The sequence below is a fragment of the Thiopseudomonas acetoxidans genome, assembly GCF_030362935.1.
GTDB lineage: Bacteria > Pseudomonadota > Gammaproteobacteria > Pseudomonadales > Pseudomonadaceae > Thiopseudomonas > Thiopseudomonas acetoxidans.
In genome coordinates, this window is record NZ_JAUCDY010000001.1 from 216,099 (window position 1) to 236,155 (window position 20,057).

Sequence of the window (20,057 nt, forward strand, 5' to 3'; positions counted from 1 at the left end):
AAGAGATTTTGACATGAACACCGCCTCTATCGTTTCCCGTGTTTGGAGTTTTTGCACCACTTTGCGTGATGACGGCGTGGGCTATGGCGATTATTTAGAGCAGCTTACTTACCTTATCTTTTTGAAAATGGCGGATGAATACAGCAAGCCGCCTTATAACCGCGATGTGGGCATACCTGCGCGTTATAACTGGCAAGCGCTAACCAGCAAAAAAGGCGCCGAGCTAGAAGTGCTGTATGTGGAAATTTTGCGCGAGCTGGGCAAGCGCCAAGGTATGTTGGGGCAAATATTCACCAAAGCACAAAATAAGATTCAAGATCCCGCCAAGCTGTTTCGCTTAATCGACATGATTAACAGCACCAGTTGGCTGGTGATGGGTGCTGATGTTAAGGGCGATATTTATGAAGGCATTTTAGAGCGTAACGCCGAAGATACAAAATCGGGTGCGGGACAGTATTTTACGCCGCGCTCTTTAATTCGCGCCATGGTGGAATGTGTGCGCCCAGAGCCAAATAAAACCATCGCCGACCCTGCTTGCGGTACCGGTGGTTTCTTTTTAGCGGCGTATGATTTTTTAAGTGATGCAAAAAATTATCAGCTCGATAAAGAACAAAAGCATTTTTTAAAGCACCAGACGTTTCATGGCAATGAAATTGTCGCCAACACGCGCCGCCTGTGCTTGATGAATATGTTTTTGCATAACATCGGCGAGATTGATGGTGAAAGTTTAGTTTCCCCTAATGATGCGTTGATAGCGCCTAGCCCGATCAGTGTCGATTATGTATTGGCCAACCCGCCTTTTGGTAAGAAAAGCTCGATGAGTTTTACCAATGAAGAAGGCGAGCAAGAAATCGAAGACCTCACTTATAACCGCCAAGACTTTTGGGCAACCACCTCAAACAAGCAGCTTAATTTTGTGCAGCATATTCGCAGTATGTTAAAAACCACAGGCAAAGCCGCCGTAGTCGTGCCTGATAACGTGTTGTTTGAAGGCGGTGCGGGCGAAACTATCCGTAGAAAGCTTTTAGAAAACACCAAGCTGCATACTATTTTGCGCCTGCCGACAGGTATTTTTTATGCGCAAGGTGTAAAAGCTAACGTGTTGTTTTTTGATAACCAACCCGCCAGCCCAGAGCCTTGGACAAAAGAGGTTTGGTTCTACGATTACCGCACCAATATTCACCACACGCTCAAGCGCTCGCCGATGCGTTATGAAGATTTAACCGATTTTATTGCGTGTTATAAGCCTGAAAATATCCATGCACGCACTGAAACGTGGCATGAAGAAAACAACCCCGATGGCCGTTGGCGTAAATACAGTTATGAAGAACTGATCGCGCGTGATAAAACCAGCTTGGATATATTTTGGTTAAAGGATAAAAGTTTAACGGATTTAGATAATCTGCCAGAGCCTGATGACCTAGCAGAAGAGATCATTGAAAACCTAGAAGCGGGATTAAATAGCTTTAGAGAGGTGCTGGCAGGGTTGGCGAGCAAGTAAGCGCTGGTGTATAGGTCTAACAGTCCCTAAGCCATGATTAAGGGTTGCCTGTTTATTGTTTGTCTAACCTCACCAGCTCGTCTAATTGCTCATCCTTAGCCTGCCACAGCTCATTTACCCAAGCTTGAAAGGCTTGGCGATAGGCTTCATCGCTGCTGTAGTCGTGACCAATAAACTGCTGGGGGATTGGCATGATTTCCACGCGCATGATGATTTTTTTGAGGCGTCCAGACAGTAAGCACCAAAGAGTTGGGCGGCCTTGTGGGTAGTACAGGGTGACGTTAACTAGGCCGTGCAGTTGTTCGCCCATAGCATCTAACACAAAAGCAATGCCACCTGCCTTGGGCTTGAGCAGGTGCTGGTAAGGCGATTGTTGTTGTGTGTGTTTACTCGGGGTAAAACGCGTGCCTTCCAAAAAGTTAAATACCGAAACAGGATTGGTTTTGTAACGCTCACAGGCTTTGCGCGTGGTGGCTAGGTCTTGGCCTTGTTTTTCCGGGTGTTTGGCTAGATACTCTTTGCTGTAGCGTTTCATGAATGGAAATTCTAGCGCCCACCAGCACAGGCCGATCACAGGCACCCAGATGAGTTCTTTCTTGAGGAAAAACTTCAATAAGGGCAGACGGTGATTGAACTGATACTGCAAAGCCAGAATATCCACCCAGCTTTGATGGTTGCTGGTCACGAGCCAAGAGTGCTGTTTATCCAGCGAATCCAAACCCTGCACATCCCATTCAATACGTTGTACGAGTCTTATCCAAAAGCCATTTACCGCGATCCAGGTTTCGGCAATCCAATGCATGCCAAAGCGTAATGCGCGCTGAATTGGTGGGAAGGGTAGTGCAAGTTTAAACAGGGCAAGGATGAATAATGGCCAACACAAAAATAGGGTGTTGAGTGCCATGATCAAGCTGGCAATAATGCCGCGAAGAAGAGCAGGTAAGAAACTTAACATGCAGCAATTCCGTAATGAGTATTGCGTAATGGTTAAGCTTTTTAAGGTGAAGTGCAAGCCTTTGTTGCTGGCTTGTTGGTCACCTGCTTAGGGTTAAGCAGGTGACCAAACGCATGATATAGACCTATTAGTCTTGGCTGGCTGCCTGAATAGCTGTCAGGGCGATAGTAAAGACAATGTCTTCAACCAAAGCACCACGAGACAGATCGTTAACGGGCTTGCGCAGACCTTGCAGCATTGGACCCACGCTGATCACGTTGGCGCTACGCTGTACCGCTTTGTATGTCGTGTTACCTGTATTCAAGTCAGGGAAGATGAATACAGTCGCGCGACCGGCAACAGCACTGTCTGGAGCCTTAGAGCGGCCAATACTTTCAACGCTAGCCGCGTCATATTGCAAAGGACCGTCAATCGCCAAGTGTGGCGCACGCTCTTTGGCAATACGGGTGGCTTCACGTACTTTCTCTACATGGTCACCCGTACCAGAACTGCCGGTTGAGTAGCTGATCATGGCAATTTTTGGCTCAATACCAAAAGCCGCAGCAGATGCAGCACTCTGCAGTGCAATTTCTGCTAATTGCTCAGCGTTCGGATCTGGGTTTACGGCACAGTCTGCATACACCACAACCTGATCAGGCAGCAGCATAAAGAATACAGATGACACTAGGCTGAATTCTGGAGCTGTTTTGATGAGTTGTAGTGCGGGGCGAATCGTGTCGGCCGTGGTGTGCACAGCACCGGAAACTAAACCGTCCACATCGTCTTCGGCTAGCATCATGGTGCCTAATACAACGGTATCCCCCAAAAACTCACGTGCTTGCTCGGTGGTTACACCGCGCGATTTACGCAACTCCACCATGGGCGAAACGTATTTCTCACGTACGCTATCAGGGTCAATAATTTCTAAGCCTGCAGGTAAAGTAATGCCCTGTGCTTTAGCAATCGCTTCTACTTCTTCGCGCTTGGCAATCAGTACGCAGTTTGCGATACCGCGCTCTTGGCAGATTGCGGCTGCCTGAATTGTGCGCGGCTCGTTACCTTCAGGCAGAACAATGCGCTTAGCCGCTGCTTGGGCGCGTTTCACCAGCTGATAGCGGAATGCTGGCGGTGACAGCAATGCTTGACGAACTGTGCTGCAGCGTGTGACGAGCCAGTTTTTATCAAGATGGGCTGTAATGTGTTCGCTGGTTGTTTTTGCACGCTCCAGATCGTTTTCCGGGATGGCGCGTGGCAGGCGAGTAACTTGGTAAGCAGTATCGTAAGAGCCGGTAGTCACCCACATAACAGGCAGGCCACCTTTAAGTGCGCTTTTACCCATTTCCATAATGCTTTTGTTGGGTTCGTAACCGCCGGTAAGTATCAGGCCGGCCAAAGGAATGCCGTTCATTTCTGCTAGGCTAGCGGCCAGAATAATGTCGTCACGATCACCGGGCACAACTACTAAAACGCCGGGCTGTAGCAAGGGCACAATGTTGGCTACAGTGCGTGAACATAGAATAACTTTCTGCACACGGCGTTGCTCAATTTCACCTGAGTTTAATAGGCTGGCCTTTAAGAACTTTGCGTAGTCAGCTGTGCGTGGAGCATTGAGTTCTTCTTTCGCAGGAATGCAGCCGATTAAATGTAAATCGCCTTTACGTAAGGCAGGCAAATGGCTTTTGAGTTTCTCGGCAAAACCATTTAGCGAAGGGTTGGTTACCTTGTTGATTACGACACCTAAGACTTTAGGGTCTTTGGTGCCGCCAAACAGCTGTGCTTGAGATTCGATGCGGTCAGATATTTCATCTAGATTGTCGCTTTGCTGGGCGCTGACCAAAATGACCTCAGCGTCAAGTGTTTTCGCAAGACTGGCGTTAATGCGCTCAACATAGTTGGCTTGTCGTGAAGGAGTCATGCCCTCGACGATAATAACGTCATATTGTGACAGCATGCTCTGGTGCATGCTGACGATTTCTTCCATTAATTCATCAATAAGACCGTTGCCCACCATGTGCTCAACATGAGAGAGCGCTAAAGGTTGGGGCTGTTGTGTGCCGTGCACGCGCATCATTAACTCGCTGGCGCGTTCGGGCCCGCTTTCGCTTGGGTGTGGCTGGGCGATGGGCTTTAAAAAGCCCACTTTGATGCCTGAGCTGAGCAAGGCTTGAACAATACCTAAGCTGACGGAAGTAAGACCTACGCCAAAACCTGTTGGAGACAGTAAAAAAGTATGCATTTAAACGTCCTATTTAGCGATTGCGTCGATGAGCTCGAGGGTTTCATTGGCAATTTGGCGTTCTTCGTTAGTAGGAACTACCATGACCAATGGGTGACCATCGAGGCTGATTTTACCGGCAGCTCCGCGTGTGCAGGCTTGGTTAGCAGCGTCATCGAGCTTGAAATTAAATATACGCATATGATCCAGCGTTTTACGGCGGATTAAGCTGGCATTTTCGCCAATACCGCCAGTAAAGAGTAAACCATCAAGCTTAGGCAGCGCACAAGAGAGTGCGGCTAATGACTTAGCCAGACGGTAGCAGAAAATCTCAATAGCTAGCGCAGCACGCTCATGACCTTGCTCGCTGGCTTCGATCAGGGTGCGCATGTCGTTAGACAAACCTGAAACGCCTAACAAACCGCTTTGCTTGGTTAGCATGGTTTCTACTTCTTGTGCGGTCCAGCCGAAAGTGCGGTGCAGGTGAATTTGCAAGCTAGGATCTACATCGCCACTACGGGTACCCATCACTAGACCTTCTAGTGGGGTTAAGCCCATAGAGGTATCACGGCTTTCACCGTTAACTACGGCGGTAGTTGAGCAGCCGTTACCTAGGTGGGCAACGAGCCAGCAACTGTCATCAACAGGAAGACCAGCCATTTCTGCGCCCTTGCGGCTGACATACAGATGGCTTGTGCCGTGGAAGCCATAGCGGCGGATATGGTGCTCTGTGTAGAGGTATTCTGGGATCGCGTAACGGTAGGCGTATTCCGGCATGGTTTGGTGGAATGCCGTATCAAATACTCCAACCTGAGGCAGTTCTGGGTAAACAGCCAAAGAAGCTTCAATGCCCATTAGGCCGGGCGGGTTGTGCAGGGGAGCTAGTGCAGCGGCTTCTTCAATTACTTTAATGACCTCTGGGGTAAGCAGTGATGCTTTGGTGACGTGAGCACTGCCGTGAACGACACGGTGACCAATGCCTGTTAGTTTGCCATGAGAAACTTCTTGCACGACAGGTAAGATTTTGGCCAGTGCGCCGGCATGGTCTGCGCCATTAAGATTCATGCTTTTCTTTACACCGTTTTCTTTCCAATTAACAACGGCTTCAGGAAAACCAATGCACTCTGCAAGTCCTTCAAGGAGAAATTCATCTTGGTCTTCGTTGACCAAAGCAAACTTAATCGATGAGCTTCCGCTATTAATAACTAGGATGTTTCTGTCTGACATGTATTTCCCCTTGAAAAATTTGGCTGCTTATCCAGTTACGACAGCCCGTAGTTTTTATAAAACGGTAGATTGACCTGAAAAATAATAGGCCTATTTAAAGTTGTGCTACATGGTAGGGAAAGATATGTTTTAGTCATTTATTCTTAAGTCGCATTTGCATAAATCAGTAGGTACACTGCCCGTTCATTCATAAACAGTAAAAGGTCTAAATTTATGCTTATCGCCGACAATACCGTCGTGGCTATCGACTACACTTTACGTAACGATGAGGGCGAAGTCCTTGATAGTTCAGAAGGTGTGCAGCCTCTTGTATATTTACATGGCGCAGCCAATATTATTCCCGGCTTAGAGCAAGCTTTAGTGGGTAAGAAAGTGGGTGATGCCTTGTCTGTAATCGTTGAGCCAGAGCAGGCTTATGGCGAGTACATTACTGAACTGGTTGCGACATTAAGCCGCAGCATGTTCGAAGGCGTTGAAGAATTGCAGGTGGGCATGCAGTTTCACGCCTCAGCTCCAGACGGTGGTATGCAGATAGTCACCATACGGGACATTGAGGGTGACGACGTAACAGTGGATGGCAATCATCCGTTAGCCGGGCAGCGTCTCAGCTTTGAGGTGGAAGTGAAAGATGTGCGTGAGGCCAGTGCAGAAGAGATTGAGCACGGCCATGCGCATGGTGAAGGCGGTCATCAGCACTAAGCGACACGCTAGGTTGTAAGACTGTAAAAACAGAAGCGTCGATTGAGGTTATCAATCGACGCTTCTGGGAAATGCATGCAAGAACTCTAGGTAAAACCGTTTATAGGGAAGTGAGCGGCATTATTTAACCAATCCCTCAGCAACAGTTTTTATTTATTGGCTTTAATTTCTTTAGGAATACTCTCTTGGGCGTCTTTGAATTGGCGCTGCATTTCTTTATTCGCTTGAGAAGCCTGCGGTGGTTCAGCATTTCTGTTCTTATCCAATAAGCCTAGACTGGCTTGACTAAGCCATGACTTGGAAGCAGTTTCTTTAAACTGTGGAACGAATTCACCGGTTACTAAGCTTGAATGCTCTGGGTGGTTGAGCATTAACACGGCTAAGCTTTTGTCGGCCAAATCATCAAAACCCAAGGTCTGGTAGCTTTGCACCATAATAGCTAGGCCGTCTGCGACTGCGGGTGAGCCTTGAAAGTTTTCTACTATATAGCGTCCACGATTAAGCGCGGCCACATGTGCTTGGCGCTTAATGTAATAACTAGCAACGTGCACTTCATAATCGGCTAGCAGGTTGCGCGCATAGATCATACGTTGTTTTGCGTCGGGGGCGTAACGGCTTTCAGGAAAGCGGTTCAGCAACTTGGAAAATTCATTGTAAGAATCACGTGTTGCACCCGGATCGCGCTGGGTCATATCAAGGGGTAGGTAGCGTGCAAGAAAGCTGCGATCTTGATCAAAGGCAGCTAAACCCTTCATATAGTAAGCATAGTCAACGTTAGGGTGTTGTGGGTGCAGACGCACAAAACGGTCAGCAGCGGCTTCTAGTGCGTCGTAGTCGCGAAATTGGTAGTTAGCGTAAATTAACTCAAGCTGTGCTTGTTCAGCGTAACGACCAAAAGGAAAGCGTGATTCTAGTGCGCGTAACTTGCTGATAGCGGTTGAATAGTTTCTTTTGTCTAAACTGCGCTGTGCTTGCTCATAGAGTTGATGCTCAGTGAGGTCTTCATCAACAACATTTTTTTTGCTTGAGCAAGCAGTTAACAAACTAAAACATACTAAAAAAAACAGGTGTTTTACACGCATATTGTTTTTGCCTATTGAGGTTAGGGTGTGTGCGAGACTCATTCTTGAAACGTCTGACTCGCTGCACAAAATAATGTTCAAGCACTGCTTGTGCATATTGTTGGCACACCAAGCTAGAGCCTTGTTAGAATCCTTGCTCGGGTTGCTCATTTAAGCACAAGCGGCCATTGTAACTAAAGCACAACTATAGTGATATAAAAGAGTATGCCAAAAAATACGACAAAAACCATCGAGCTTTGCGCTGAAATTCCGACTGAATTAGGTGGGCAACGCTTGGATCAGATTGCCGCGCAAGTTTTTACTGAACATTCTCGATCTAGGCTAACGGCCTGGATCAAAGAGGGACGCTTAACTGTGGATGGACAGACGTTGCGCCCGCGCGATACCGTCTATAGTGGTGCCATGCTGAAGTTGGTAGCCGAGCCAGCAGAGCAAGGCGAATGGCACGCGCAACCCATGGATTTGGATATTATTTTCGAGGACGAACACCTGTTAGTAATTAACAAGCCTGCCGGTTTAGTGGTGCATCCCGCTGCAGGTCATGCTACGGGGACGCTACTGAACGGACTGTTGCATCATGCACCACAGCTGCGTGAAGTTCCGCGCGCTGGTATTGTGCACCGTTTAGATAAAGACACAACTGGGGTGATGGTGGTTGCGAAAACCCTCATTGCGCATACCAGTCTGGTAGAACAATTACAGGCGCGCACCGTTGGACGCACCTATGAGGCGATAGTGGTAGGGGTGGTTACCTCTGGAGCTACTATCGAGGCTGCTATAGGTCGTGATCCGCATCAGCGTCAGCGGATGGCAGTGGTAGCTTCGGGTAAGCCAGCAGTGTCACATTATCGAGTATTGCAACGTTTTCGCGCTCATACCCATGTGCGGGTGCAATTAGAAACGGGACGTACCCATCAGATTCGTGTGCACATGACGCATGTAGGTTTTCCTTTAGTTGGTGATCCTTTGTACGGCGGGCGTTTTCGTATTCCTACAGCAGCGAACCCAACCTTGGTTGAAGAGCTAAGAGCTTTTCCACGCCAAGCCTTACATGCGCGCTTTTTAGAGTTAAAACATCCCCTCAACGGCACATCCATGAAATGGGAAGCCCCTTTGCCAGACGATATCAGCTGGCTGTTGCAGTTATTGCGCCAGAATGATGAGGCTTTTATTGGATGAGTCGCATAGCGTCATGGCCGACAGATTGGATTTGCCCCGATTGGCCCGTAGCGGCCAATGTACGAGCCTGTGTTACCACTGCTAGTTTTGGTAATAGCCAAGGCGATTTCGCCCATTTTAACTTGGGCGATCATGTGGGTGATGAACTGGCGTCCGTGCAGCGCAATAGAACTTGGCTGGCGCAAACGCTGGAGTGCACGCCGGTGTGGTTGGAACAGGTGCACGGAGTAAATGTAGTGCAGGCGCAAGTCGGTCAGCAGTTACAGGCCGATGCAAGCTTCACCCGTGAGCCTGGCATAGCCTGTGCCATTATGACGGCTGATTGCTTACCTGTTCTCTTTGCTGCGCAAGATGGGAGCTGTGTTGCGGCTGCCCATGCCGGCTGGCGCAGCTTGGTGGCGGGCGTATTGGAAAACACTATCGCGGCCATGCAAACACCGCCGCAACATATTACGGTTTGGTTAGGGCCGGCCATTGGCCCGCAGGTGTATGAAGTTGGGCCTGAAGTGCGCGAGGCGTTTGTAGTCCAGCACCAGCAAGCCGAGCAGGCGTTTATACCTAGCAAACGAGCCGGACATTGGATGGCTGATTTATACCAGTTGGCGCGTATTCGTTTGAGTGAATCCGGTGTTACCGAAGTGTACGGTGGTGGGTTTTGTACGCTTACCGACAAGCGGTTTTATTCCTTTCGCCGCCAACCCACTACAGGGCGTTTTGCTAGCCTTATCTGGCTTGAACAACCCTAGTACTGCCTTCAGCGTGAGCTACCGCTCTAACACATGGCGTTACACTATAGTCATAGCGACCTCTACAAAGCTTTTGGCTGATGTATGCTCTTCCCCTAGGTTGTATACCCTTTAAATTTTATACTCAGACTGCGGAGCTTTCTATGAGCGATCTATTTTATAACGCCGCACCGCAAGAAACCCGTGTTGCCCCACCACGTAAAACCGCACGGGACTACCCAACCAGCAAGCCGCGAACGGTGTACTTATTTGGTACCTGTGTGGTGGACTTGTTTTTTCCTGAAGCCGGTATGGATGCGATCCACTTACTAGAGCGCGAAGGCATTAACGTTGATTTTCCGCAGGGGCAAAGCTGCTGCGGGCAACCCGCCTACACCTCAGGTTACACGGAACAGGCACGGGAAGTAGCGCGCGCTCAGATTGACTTGTTTAAAGGAGGTTGGCCAGTGGTGGTCACGTCTGGCTCTTGCGCAGGCATGTTCCGTGAGCACTATCCTGACCTCTTTAAAGATGAACCTGAAACACTGGCTAAAGTGCAGAATTTAGCCGAGCGCACCTATGAGTTGGCCGAATTTTTACTGCATGTCTGCAAGGTGCAGCTGGCTGATCAAGGCGAGCCGCTGCAAGTAGCGCTGCATACATCCTGTTCTGCCCGTCGTGAAATGAATACCCATGTGCATGCCCGTGCCTTACTTGCTCAGTTAAGCCATGTAGAGCGCGTGGACCACGATCATGAAAGCGAATGCTGCGGTTTTGGCGGTACTTTTTCGGTGCGTATGCCTGATATCTCAGGTGCTATGGTGGCGGATAAAACCCAAGCCATACAAGCAAGTGGTGCACAGCAGGTGGTGAGCGCCGACAGCGGTTGTTTATTGAATATTAATGGCGCCTTTGAAAAACAAAACATTCCATTACTAGGTCAGCACCTAGCCAGTTTTTTATGGCAACGCACCCAGTCTAAACAGGAGCCGAGGGCATGAGTGACCAACGTATCCACGCCGTCGATGTCACTGCGCGCAACCTTAAAGCTAACGCACGCCTGTCGTTAAAAGATCAGCAACTGCGTACTAATATGCGCAGCGCCATGGACTCTTTAATTAGCAAACGCATTATTTCCATGCCCGATGAGGATGAGCGTGAAAACCTGCGTGAACTGGGCAATAAAATTAAAGCCAGTGCTTTATCGCAACTACCCGATTTGCTGGAGCAACTGGAAAGCAATTTAACCAAGCAGGGTATTCAAGTGCACTGGGCCAGCACCACCGAAGAAGCCAATGCCATTGTTTTAAACATTGCTCAAGCCCGCAATGCCAAGCAGGTGATTAAAGGTAAATCCATGGTCAGTGAAGAAATGGCCATGAATGAATACTTGACTGAACACGGCATTGAAGCGCTTGAATCAGATATGGGCGAATACATTATTCAGCTAGATAATGAAAAACCCACGCACATTATAATGCCAGCGATTCATAAAAATGCGCAGCAGGTGGGTAAGCTTTTCGAAAGCCGTTTAGCGCTACCCTATACCGATGATGTGGACAGCTTGATTCAGTCAGCACGCAGTATTTTAAGAGAAAAATTCTTTCAGGCGGATATTGGTATTTCAGGGGTTAACTTTGCTGTAGCAGAAACAGGCACTTTGTTGTTGGTGGAAAACGAAGGCAATGGCCGCATGTCTACCACGGTTCCGCCCGTACACATTGCCGTAACAGGTATTGAAAAAGTGGTTGCCAACTTGCAAGACACAGTGCCGCTCTTGTCACTACTCACTCGCTCTGCATTAGGGCAAGGCATTACCACCTATGTAAATATGATTTCTGCACCACGCCAGCCAGATGAGCTTGATGGCCCAGAAGAAGTCCATCTAGTGTTGCTGGATAATGGCCGTAGCCAAGCCTTTGCAGACAGTGAATTAAGGCAAACACTGAATTGCATTCGTTGCGGTGCTTGTATGAACCATTGTCCTGTTTATACACGCATTGGTGGGCAAGCTTACGGCACGGTTTACCCTGGCCCCATAGGTAAAATTATTTCGCCACATCTTTTAGGTTTGGAAAACACGCCAGACCACCCTTCAGCCTCTTCTTTGTGCGGTGCTTGTGGTGAAGTCTGCCCAGTGAAAATCCCCATTCCTGCTTTGTTACGCCGCCTGCGTGAAGAAAACGTTAAATCACCCAAGCAGCAACCCCAGATAATGGCTGGGCAGGGCAGCCGTTATTCCGCCAAAGAACGCTTACTGTGGAAAGGGTGGCAATACTTTAATAGCCAGCCGTTGCTGTATAAAACCGGCACTTTCTTAGCTACACGCCTAGGCAAATTCACACCCAACAAGCTAGGTGCTTGGACACAAAATCACAGCGCCCCTAGGCCCGCAAAATGTAGCTTGCATGAGTTGGCAAAAAAGCATTTGGAGAAAAAATCATGAGTGCACGGGATAAAATTCTAGCCAGCCTACGCCAAAGTTTAGAAGGCACTCAACCGCTAGCCAACCCTTTTGACGCTAGCTTAGTGGATAAACCTTGGCGCTATAAACCAGAAGAAAGAATCACCCGTTTAAAAGAATTAATGACTGCAGTACACAGCGAAGTGCATCTAACATCAAGCCAAGCTTGGCCTGCACTGGTGTGCAAGCTTTTAGCCGAACGAGCCATTAACAAGCTATTAGTTGCTCCAACCACAGCCCATGGCAAAGCGCTGGCTAATTACTGTGAAAATGAAGATTCAGCCTTAAAACTCTTGGCTTATGACCGCCCCATTGAAGAGTGGAAGCGTGAACTTTTTGATGAAGTACCGGCCAGTTTGACCGGCACGCTTGCAGGGATTGCCGCTACAGGAACCTTGGTAGTACAACCCAGCCCAGCCGAACCACGCCTAATGAGCCTAGTGCCACCGCTGCATATTGCGCTACTTAAAGCCAGCCAGATTTATGATAACCTCTATCAAGCCCAACAGCACTGGCCCAAACCCATGCCAAGCAATTTACTGTTAATTTCTGGCCCTTCAAAAACTGCTGATATCGAACAAGTCTTAGCCTATGGCGCTCATGGGCCAAAAGACTTAATTGTGTTACTGGTGGAAGATGCGTGAGCTGGCACGCATCTTTCTTTACACCTTAAACCTTTCCACCATGGCTTGCATTTGACTGGCTAGTTTGGCTAAGTCTTCGCTGGCGATGGCGACTTGCTCGGTGCTAGTCGCTGTTTGCTCAGTCACCTGACCGATACTGACGATGTTGTGGTTGATTTCTTCAGTGACGGCACGCTGCTGCTCGGTGGCGGTAGCGATCTGTGCATTCATGGTGGTTACGGTGATGAGGTTTTGCGCGGCATTGTTTTGCAGCTGCACAGAATTTTCTACCAGCTCGACACTATAAAGGGCATGATTACTGGCCTGCTGCATCACTTCCACGGCCTCAGTGACACCGCTTTGTAGACTGTTAATAAGGTTTTGAATTTCCAAAGTCGACTCATGGGTGCTGTTGGCAAGGGAGCGCACTTCTGAGGCGACCACGGCAAAGCCTCGGCCTGCCTCGCCTGCACGGGCTGCTTCAATCGCAGCGTTAAGTGCTAAGAGATTGGTTTGTTCGGCGATACCACGAATAACATCCATCACGGTACTAATTTTTTGGCTACTCTTAGCTAGACCGCGCACTACTTGCTCTGCGTTTTTAATTTCTTGTTCTAAATTGCTGATGTTATCTAAGGCATCATGACTGACCTTGTTGCTAGCTTGGCTTTGTTCTTCGACTTCTTGTGCGGCGAGTGCTGCTTGTGCTGTATTTTGTGCAACTTCCTGCACATTGGCTGACATCTGGTTCATGGCGACCACAGTAAGCTCGGTTTCCTGACGGTTTTGTAACATGCCTTGATTGGTTTGCACGGTAGTGGCGGATAACTCCTCAGCCGTGGAAGCAACCTGTAGAGCCGATTGGTGCATTTGTTTAATAGTGGTTTGAAATTTTTCTAGCATCTGGTTGAAAATCTGACTGGTGCGGCCAATTTCATCCGTTGAATTAACGGGTGCGCGCAAACTCAGGTTGTTTTGTTGTTCAATATTTTCGATGCTGCTTTGCAGGCAGTGAATTTGTTGTACCAGTTGGCGTGACAGCCAGTAAGAAAATAAGCCAGCACTGAAGAAAATAGCCAGACACATAATGAGCGTGAAAATAAATTGCTGTTGGGTTGTGTGTAATAAAGCTGTGGTGTGCTTGCCGAGTTCTTGGCTGAAATAGTGGGCAATTTCATGCAAGATATTAATTTTTTCAGTAGACATTGCAAACCAATCCGCCGTCTCAGTAACGAATACACCAGTATTTGCGCTTTGGATAGCCTGTTCGCGCGCTTGCTCTACCTGCAGAATGACGGGCTGACTTAGTTTTTGCTCGATATAGAGCTGTTGTTCAGCGTTGGCACGCTCGATGAATTGTTTGGTGTGCAAAGCCTGCTGCGCCATCAGACGCAACACAGCACGTAAGTTGTCAAATGAAAGCTCTTTGCTGCTAAAGACGGCGCTGAGAATGGCGCGCTCAGTTCCTGCGTTTTCTGAGGCGTGCAGAGCTTGGGTGTAGGCAGCAGCGATGTTTGAAATTTGTGCGCTGGCCTCTATTTGAGTCAGGGTTAGGGTGGCGTTTATCAGCTTGGCGTTGAGCTGGCTATAAAACTCAATAGCTTGGTCGGCGGAAATTTGCAGCGCTAAAATTTGGCTGCGCTGCTGTGGCAGCAGTGCGAGTTCATCCAGTACGTTTTGCCAAGTGTCAGTAAATTGTTGGCCGAATACTTGGGTGTCATGATCTTGTAAATATTGATTGAGCTTGCTTATTTGTTGATCGGTTTGAGTCTGCTGCTCTTGTAGTTCTTGGCTAAAACGACTACCCGCCGAACCTAAAAAGCTAGCGCTGCGACCACGTTCGCGTTGCAAGTGTTGTAAGGCTGCGGCTGCATGGTTGGAAAGTGCGCTAAGTTGCTCGACGTTGCTGGCGGTTTGCCAGGATTGCATTTGCTGGTTCATGACAAAACCAGCTAAAAAAGCCAAGCCTAGTAGGGGTAAGACTAGGTTAAGAATAAGCTTGTGGCTTAATTTAAGATTATTAAATCGCATAATAGAGCGCCTATAAAAACCGACCTGTATGCTGGGGTATTGTAGGTGTATGCTCCTTTAGTACAAGCAATAGCTGAGAGCTAAAAATGAAACTTGATTGCGGTCATGCGAGCGTTGGATGGTTCTTATAAGTAATAGCAATGCTTAGTAGGGGGTACGAGGGTACAAAACTAGCTGTAAAGAGCAGTAGCCTCATTAAATTGTGGGCTACTGCTTAAGGCGCAGTAATAGGTTGTAATGAGTTATTTGCAGCGTTGTAATTTTTGATACGCCTGAATCAGTTTTTGCTGCGCCGGCAGTTGGCTTAATTGACTATCTAAAGGCGCTAAGCCATAAAAGCGGGATTCGCCTAACAGTACTGCGCGACAGTCGGCAACCTGCTGTGTGCCATAGGCCAAGGTAAAAGCGTGCTCATACTCAACCCATGTTTGTGGTGTACGCGAGAGTTGAAATTCCAGCAATGCGGCAAGGCACAAGTAATGCTGCCGACGGGATTTAGTAAAGGTGCTGCTGTTAAAGTCCAGCGTCCAGCGCACCCAGTCCAAAGCAATTTGATGCGCGCCAGCTGCCAAAGCGAGCATGGCTTTGAGCTCACCAATACGCAAGCTGCCCCAAGGGTCATCAGCGGTAACCGCCAAGCCTAATAATTCAGCCAGTAATAGATCATCACTAAGGTTGTCTTCTTCGATAGTCTCGATTAAACCTAGATAATCCTCCGCCTGTGCTGCTGTGCTAGGAAGTTGGCAAATCAACTCACGCCAATCATTGCCAAGGTTATTATTGGCGTAGAACAGATCCTCGATGGGATAGATTTCTGACATACCAGGCACGAGTATGCGGCAGGCATCAACGCCCAAGTGCTGGTAGTCGGCAATGTAGATGCTGAAATCTTGCTGCTCGATAAGCTGCACCAGATGCTCGAAGGTGGTTTGTGTATCGCCTTGGAAATCCCATGCGCAGTATTCAAAGTCTGTGGTTTTACGCAGCGAGTCCCAGCCAAATAAGCCGCTTGAATCGGTAAAGTGAGTTTCAAGGTTAGTTGGATCGGCAACTTCATTATTGGCAAAGCTGGGTGCAGGGAAAACATCCAGCTGGTGTAAATTACGACCCTGCAGCAGTTCGGTAACAGTGCGCTCCAGTGCAATGGCAAAGTTTGGGTGCGCACCAAAAGAGGCGAAGCAGCCGCCATTGTCAGGATTAAATAACAGCACGCACACCACCGGAAACACACCGCCTAAGGAAGCATCGAGGGCTAAAGTGGGGAAGCCTTGCTCTGCCAAATAGGCAAGAGCCGCATGGCTGTTAGGGTGCTGAGCCAATATATCCGCAGGTATGTGCGGCAGACTTAAAGCCTCGGTTAACACGCGCTGTTTGACGTAGCGCTCACAAATTTCTGACAGGGCTTGCGCGCGCGCTTCATAACGATTATTACCCGCTGACATACCGTTGGAGACATAGAGATTGCCGATAATATTAACCGGAATAAACACCTGTTCTAGGTCGTTCTGGCGGACAAAGGGTAGGGCGCATACCCCACGCTCTTCATTGGCGGATTGCAGATCAATCAGTTGGCTGGCTGCCAGTGGCGCCTCTTGCTGATAAAAATCCAACAAGTACTCGTCGAGTAAACCCTCAGGCAAACTGTCGTCTTCTGTGAGTGCAAACCAACGCTCGTTGGGGTAATGCACAAACTCGCTATGGGCAATGTGCTCGCCCAGATAAAAATCCGCAAAGAAATAGTTGCAGGATAAGCGTTCAAAAAACTCACCTAGGGCAGAGGCCAGAGCAGCTTCTTTGCTGGTGCCTTTGCCGTTGGTAAAACACTGCGGGCAATCACGATCGGCAATGTGCACGGACCATACGTGTGGCGCAGGATTAAGCCAAGAAACCTCTTGGATAGTAAAACCAAGTTGTGTGAGTTGTTGTTGAAAACGAGCAATACTGTGCTCTAAAGCGGCATCTTTGCCAGGAATTAGGGTTGCGGTAGACATAAAATCCAACTGCGAATGCAGGCTGTTTAAAGAAGGTTCTGCTGTGTTTTAGCAGTGGATATGAAAACGCACAACCTGCAGCGATTAATCTGCAGGTTGTGCGTTAAGTGGTATTACAGCTTGTGCCAGTACATCAGCACGTCAAGCATACGGTTACTGAAGGCCCATTCGTTGTCGTACCAAGACAGTACTTTAACCAGTTGGCCTTGAACGCGGGTTTGCGTGATATCGGCAACACTGGATACTGGATAGCCATTGAAATCACAAGAAACCAATGGTTGCTCGTTACACTCAAACACACCAGCGGGATATTGCTTAGCGCCTTCTAGTAAAGCAGCGTTTACGCTATCGACATCGACGGGACGTTCTGCAATAAAGCTCAGGTCAACCAAGGATACGTTCATGGTTGGTACTCGAACGGCCAAACCATCAAGACGACCTGCCAGCTCAGGGATAACCAAGCCAATGGTTTTGGCTGCTCCGGTGCTGGTTGGGATAATGGAGTGTGCCGCAGCACGCGCACGGTAGAGATCGCTGTGGTTTTTATCAAGCAAGTTTTGATCGTTAGTGTAAGCGTGCACTGTGGTCATCAGACCTTGCTGAATACCAAAGGAGTCGTGCAGGATTTTTACCAGTGGTGCCAAGCAGTTAGTGGTGCACGAAGCATTAGATACAACAGTTTGGTCGGCCAGCAGTTTATGGTTAACACCATACACAACGGTGAGGTCGGCTGAGTCTAATGGGTGCGCCAAGAGTACGCGTTTGGCGCCAGCAGCAATGTGTTCGTCTGCCAGTTCACGTTTTTTGACGCGACCGGTACAGTCGAGCACTACATCGATATCAAGCTCTTTCCACGGAAGGTTTTTGGTTTCGCTTTCTTTCAGCATGCGAATGGTTTTGCCAGCAATTTGCATACTGTTTTCACCAGCCTGGATGTCACTGCCGAAGCGCCCAAAGGTTGAGTCGAAGCGGGTCAGGTGTACCAAGGTTTCTACAGAACCTAGATCGTTAATAGCAACGATTTCAATTTTGTTATGCAGCTCGCGCTCAAAAAGCGTGCGTAAAATATTGCGTCCAATACGTCCATATCCATTAATGGCGATTCTTAGCATTGTCGTTCTCCGTTGATTTTTATTTAGGGGGTTATTATTCGCGTTTAGCACCATAATGGCCGCAACCATTAAAAATGTGTCCGTTCCAATCGAGCATGGCGGAAAGGTGATTGAATGCACCGCTCATGCTGTCTGTGCAATGCTGGGGGCTTAGCCAAAGCTGCAACTGTTCTTGATCAGCTTGGCTGCTGATATAGGTGAAGCCATCAGGCAGTTGCTCTTCTATATAGGGCAGTGCTAGGGGTTGCTGGCCAGGTTGCGCAAGCAGCAAACCGTCAGAACCCAGCAATAAAGTCCAAAAAGGCTCGTTGCCGTGCACGCGAAGGATGAGCTTAGCAAAGTCAGGATCATCGCAAGCATGACCTTCAAGTTGGATGCGATAGAAAGAGTTGATTGTAATGTGGGTTGCTTGCTCAAGAGTGAGATTGTTTAAATCGCCACGCAAGTCTACAAAAGCTGGCATACCCTGTTGTCTGGCAAATGAGTTAAAGGTTTCTTCGATTTGGGCGTTAGCAAAGCTCAATTGCAAACGGTTTTTTGTGCTACAGGGCTGCACATACCAGTGCCCAGCATCTTGGCTAATAGTACCTTGAATACGCTCGTCTTGATGGCTCGGCTCGGTTGGCTGCTGCGCAGATTGGCAGGCAGTTAGCAGCGGCAAACTCGCGAGTAAAGCGTAAATAAGTTGACGCATTGTGTTACCTCCATGAAACAAAAATTAGCATTCAACAGTATTGGTATGGCTGCAAACGAGCCTGTGCTAAATAATTAGCACAGTCGCCCTAAGTTTATTACTTAATACCATCTGGTTTAATAACCAATAAATCACAATCAGTTGACTCAAAAACGCGTTCAGCGGTACTGCCAATCATAATGTTTTGCAGATTGGTACGTGAAATAGCGCCCATGATCAGCAGGTCGGTGTTCTTGTCTTGAGTATGCTCTGGAATGGTGTGCTCAGGAAATCCTTCCAGCAAGTATTTTTCCTCTTCCGCAATGGGGTACTGATTAAGTAGGGCAGTACAGGCCGCTTTATGCTGATCTTTGCTGCGTGCAAGGAAATCGTCATAGGCCGCAACCAGTTCGGCATCAAACACCATGGTGCGCGGTAGCGGTGCGTAGCTGTGAATGAAATCCGCTTTCATGCCTAATTTGTCAGCCAGTTTGCAGGCCATGCTGACCAGCTTGTGATCCAGTATGGCTGGCTTATCAGCCGCGTGCAATGGGTCAATGGCTGTGGTGATACGTTCGCCTTGCCATGCTTTGTCGCTGCGCACTAACCAAAGCGGTACGGGGCAGTAACGAATAAGCTGCCAAGAAATATTATTAAAAAGAAGGCGTTGTAAAATGCCGTGTTTATGCGCTTCGCGGAAAATAATATCAGGCTTTAACTCGTTGGCATGCTCGATAATTTGGCGGTGTATTGGCTTGCCCCAGCGTGCTTTAGTGGTTACGGTAATGCCGTCGGCACGCAAAGGTGCGGCTAGGGTTTCCAGCCACTTAATACGGTTATTTAACAAGGAATCTCGAGCTTTTTGCTGTGCGGGACCGTCAAAGAAAAAACCACCGTCCAAAGCTGAGTTGTACTCGCACACTAACAGCTCTATGGCGGCGTTAGTTTTTCTGGCAAACCAAGAGGCGCGCTCAAGTGAGGGTTGTGAGTCTTCAGATGCTGGATCAATGATTACCAATAACTGCAGCAAGTCCATAACAAAATACTCCTCGATTAAACTCAGACTGATTTGAAGCGGTACTGTTGCGTGGCAGTCTCTGAAAAACGCACGAAGTGGATTTACAGAGGCTGTTTAACAATAGTTTATAGCAATGCAGAATAGCTCAGATTTGATCATATATAAACTGCTAACATTTTGTGAGTTAGGCAAGTGTTGGGTACTGTACGCGAAGCAGTCAGAGCGTAGCTGCAATTTTAACCAAACGAGTAAACTAATACGTGCTTTTGAGGCTCTTCGCATTTAAGGGTGTAGAAAAAATCTGATCGGCTGGTAAAAATATCGGGGAACTTGGAAAATGTAAGCTCCCACAAGAGCTGTGCCAAGCAACCGGCTGCGTGCCAACCGCTTTACAGTGGGACTGTGGGAATGTGGGAGCGCATCTTATGCGCGAAGCGGACTTGAAATCGCGCAAGAGCAACAGGATAAAGCCGGTTGTGCCGGATTCAGACTCCAATCGCGCAAGAGTTGCGCTCCCACAGGAGTTGCGCTCCCACAGGAGTTGCGCTCCCACAAGAGCTGCGCCAAGCAACCGGCTGCGTGC

At 48.4% G+C, this 20,057-nt stretch carries 15 protein-coding genes and 1 pseudogene; 7 read left to right on the forward strand and 9 right to left on the reverse strand.

All coding sequences use genetic code 11. The annotated features are described in order from the left end of the window. The first annotated feature begins 13 nt into the window (after positions 1 to 13). Entirely contained in the window at positions 14 to 1,501 is a 1,488-nt protein-coding gene (locus QEZ41_RS01090; RefSeq protein WP_289409510.1) for a class I SAM-dependent DNA methyltransferase, read from the forward strand. Between the two features lie 52 nt (positions 1,502 to 1,553). Here the strand turns inward: QEZ41_RS01090 and yihG are convergent, their stop codons facing one another. The 3 genes from yihG to QEZ41_RS01105 all read right to left on the reverse strand — a co-directional run bounded on the left by yihG (position 1,554) and on the right by QEZ41_RS01105 (position 5,877). Continuing rightward, positions 1,554 to 2,456: a 1-acylglycerol-3-phosphate O-acyltransferase, YihG family gene (gene yihG / locus QEZ41_RS01095; RefSeq protein WP_289409511.1), complete on the reverse strand. Its 903-nt coding sequence runs from the start codon at positions 2,454 to 2,456 to the stop codon at positions 1,554 to 1,556. Between the two features lie 127 nt (positions 2,457 to 2,583). Beyond that, on the reverse strand, positions 2,584 to 4,671 hold the full coding sequence (gene pta, locus QEZ41_RS01100; protein WP_289409512.1) for a phosphate acetyltransferase: 2,088 nt from the start codon (positions 4,669 to 4,671) through the stop codon (positions 2,584 to 2,586). A gap of 9 nt (positions 4,672 to 4,680) precedes the next feature. Then, positions 4,681 to 5,877: an acetate kinase gene (locus QEZ41_RS01105; RefSeq protein WP_289409513.1), complete on the reverse strand. Its 1,197-nt coding sequence runs from the start codon at positions 5,875 to 5,877 to the stop codon at positions 4,681 to 4,683. 213 nt (positions 5,878 to 6,090) lie between these two features. Between QEZ41_RS01105 and QEZ41_RS01110 the strand changes: the two genes are divergently transcribed. After that, entirely contained in the window at positions 6,091 to 6,576 is a 486-nt protein-coding gene (locus QEZ41_RS01110; protein WP_289409514.1) for an FKBP-type peptidyl-prolyl cis-trans isomerase, read from the forward strand. 164 nt (positions 6,577 to 6,740) lie between these two features. On the opposite strand, the pseudogene QEZ41_RS01115 reads toward QEZ41_RS01110, so the two are convergent. After that, positions 6,741 to 7,658, reverse strand: a pseudogene (locus QEZ41_RS01115) (outer membrane protein assembly factor BamD); the annotation flags it as partial. A gap of 204 nt (positions 7,659 to 7,862) precedes the next feature. Here QEZ41_RS01115 and rluD point away from each other — a divergent pair. From rluD to QEZ41_RS01140, 5 genes are all read left to right on the forward strand, one after another. Next, the gene (rluD, locus tag QEZ41_RS01120; RefSeq protein WP_289409515.1) at positions 7,863 to 8,837 is read left to right on the forward strand and encodes a 23S rRNA pseudouridine(1911/1915/1917) synthase RluD; all 975 of its coding nucleotides are present in this window, start codon (positions 7,863 to 7,865) and stop codon (positions 8,835 to 8,837) included. Then, positions 8,834 to 9,583 carry a peptidoglycan editing factor PgeF gene (gene pgeF / locus QEZ41_RS01125; RefSeq protein ID WP_289409516.1) on the forward strand — a complete coding sequence of 250 codons (750 nt, stop codon included), beginning with the start codon at positions 8,834 to 8,836 and terminating at the stop codon, positions 9,581 to 9,583. Before rluD ends, pgeF begins: the two co-directional genes overlap by 4 nt. Positions 9,584 to 9,726: 143 nt before the next feature. Next, on the forward strand, positions 9,727 to 10,563 hold the full coding sequence (locus QEZ41_RS01130) for a (Fe-S)-binding protein (RefSeq protein WP_289409517.1): 837 nt from the start codon (positions 9,727 to 9,729) through the stop codon (positions 10,561 to 10,563). Beyond that, positions 10,560 to 12,008 carry a LutB/LldF family L-lactate oxidation iron-sulfur protein gene (locus tag QEZ41_RS01135; protein WP_289409518.1) on the forward strand — a complete coding sequence of 483 codons (1,449 nt, stop codon included), beginning with the start codon at positions 10,560 to 10,562 and terminating at the stop codon, positions 12,006 to 12,008. The genes QEZ41_RS01130 and QEZ41_RS01135 overlap by 4 nt, the downstream gene beginning before the upstream one ends. Further along, positions 12,005 to 12,670 carry a LutC/YkgG family protein gene (locus tag QEZ41_RS01140; protein ID WP_289409519.1) on the forward strand — a complete coding sequence of 222 codons (666 nt, stop codon included), beginning with the start codon at positions 12,005 to 12,007 and terminating at the stop codon, positions 12,668 to 12,670. Before QEZ41_RS01135 ends, QEZ41_RS01140 begins: the two co-directional genes overlap by 4 nt. Positions 12,671 to 12,688: 18 nt before the next feature. Here the strand turns inward: QEZ41_RS01140 and QEZ41_RS01145 are convergent, their stop codons facing one another. The 5 genes from QEZ41_RS01145 to QEZ41_RS01165 all read right to left on the reverse strand — a co-directional run bounded on the left by QEZ41_RS01145 (position 12,689) and on the right by QEZ41_RS01165 (position 19,492). After that, positions 12,689 to 14,680, reverse strand: coding sequence for a methyl-accepting chemotaxis protein (locus tag QEZ41_RS01145; RefSeq protein ID WP_289409520.1), 1,992 nt, complete (start codon positions 14,678 to 14,680; stop codon positions 12,689 to 12,691). A 242-nt stretch (positions 14,681 to 14,922) separates the two neighbouring features. Then, the gene (gene ycaO, locus QEZ41_RS01150; RefSeq protein ID WP_289409521.1) at positions 14,923 to 16,671 is read right to left on the reverse strand and encodes a 30S ribosomal protein S12 methylthiotransferase accessory factor YcaO; all 1,749 of its coding nucleotides are present in this window, start codon (positions 16,669 to 16,671) and stop codon (positions 14,923 to 14,925) included. Between the two features lie 113 nt (positions 16,672 to 16,784). Further along, on the reverse strand, positions 16,785 to 17,783 hold the full coding sequence (gene gap / locus QEZ41_RS01155) for a type I glyceraldehyde-3-phosphate dehydrogenase (protein ID WP_289409522.1): 999 nt from the start codon (positions 17,781 to 17,783) through the stop codon (positions 16,785 to 16,787). A gap of 34 nt (positions 17,784 to 17,817) precedes the next feature. Continuing rightward, entirely contained in the window at positions 17,818 to 18,477 is a 660-nt protein-coding gene (locus QEZ41_RS01160) for a COG3650 family protein (protein ID WP_289409523.1), read from the reverse strand. Positions 18,478 to 18,574: 97 nt separating this feature from the next. Beyond that, positions 18,575 to 19,492: a universal stress protein gene (locus QEZ41_RS01165; RefSeq protein ID WP_289409524.1), complete on the reverse strand. Its 918-nt coding sequence runs from the start codon at positions 19,490 to 19,492 to the stop codon at positions 18,575 to 18,577. Positions 19,493 to 20,057: the final 565 nt, after the last annotated feature.

Coding starts and splice junctions, on each gene's coding strand:
- QEZ41_RS01090 (WP_289409510.1), top strand. CDS start 14: ATGAACACCGCCTCTATCGTTTCCCGTGTTTGGAGTTTTTGCACCACT.
- yihG (WP_289409511.1), bottom strand. CDS start 2,456: ATGTTAAGTTTCTTACCTGCTCTTCTTCGCGGCATTATTGCCAGCTTG.
- pta (WP_289409512.1), bottom strand. CDS start 4,671: ATGCATACTTTTTTACTGTCTCCAACAGGTTTTGGCGTAGGTCTTACT.
- QEZ41_RS01105 (WP_289409513.1), bottom strand. CDS start 5,877: ATGTCAGACAGAAACATCCTAGTTATTAATAGCGGAAGCTCATCGATT.
- QEZ41_RS01110 (WP_289409514.1), top strand. CDS start 6,091: ATGCTTATCGCCGACAATACCGTCGTGGCTATCGACTACACTTTACGT.
- rluD (WP_289409515.1), top strand. CDS start 7,863: ATGCCAAAAAATACGACAAAAACCATCGAGCTTTGCGCTGAAATTCCG.
- pgeF (WP_289409516.1), top strand. CDS start 8,834: ATGAGTCGCATAGCGTCATGGCCGACAGATTGGATTTGCCCCGATTGG.
- QEZ41_RS01130 (WP_289409517.1), top strand. CDS start 9,727: ATGAGCGATCTATTTTATAACGCCGCACCGCAAGAAACCCGTGTTGCC.
- QEZ41_RS01135 (WP_289409518.1), top strand. CDS start 10,560: ATGAGTGACCAACGTATCCACGCCGTCGATGTCACTGCGCGCAACCTT.
- QEZ41_RS01140 (WP_289409519.1), top strand. CDS start 12,005: ATGAGTGCACGGGATAAAATTCTAGCCAGCCTACGCCAAAGTTTAGAA.
- QEZ41_RS01145 (WP_289409520.1), bottom strand. CDS start 14,680: ATGCGATTTAATAATCTTAAATTAAGCCACAAGCTTATTCTTAACCTA.
- ycaO (WP_289409521.1), bottom strand. CDS start 16,671: ATGTCTACCGCAACCCTAATTCCTGGCAAAGATGCCGCTTTAGAGCAC.
- gap (WP_289409522.1), bottom strand. CDS start 17,783: ATGCTAAGAATCGCCATTAATGGATATGGACGTATTGGACGCAATATT.
- QEZ41_RS01160 (WP_289409523.1), bottom strand. CDS start 18,477: ATGCGTCAACTTATTTACGCTTTACTCGCGAGTTTGCCGCTGCTAACT.
- QEZ41_RS01165 (WP_289409524.1), bottom strand. CDS start 19,492: ATGGACTTGCTGCAGTTATTGGTAATCATTGATCCAGCATCTGAAGAC.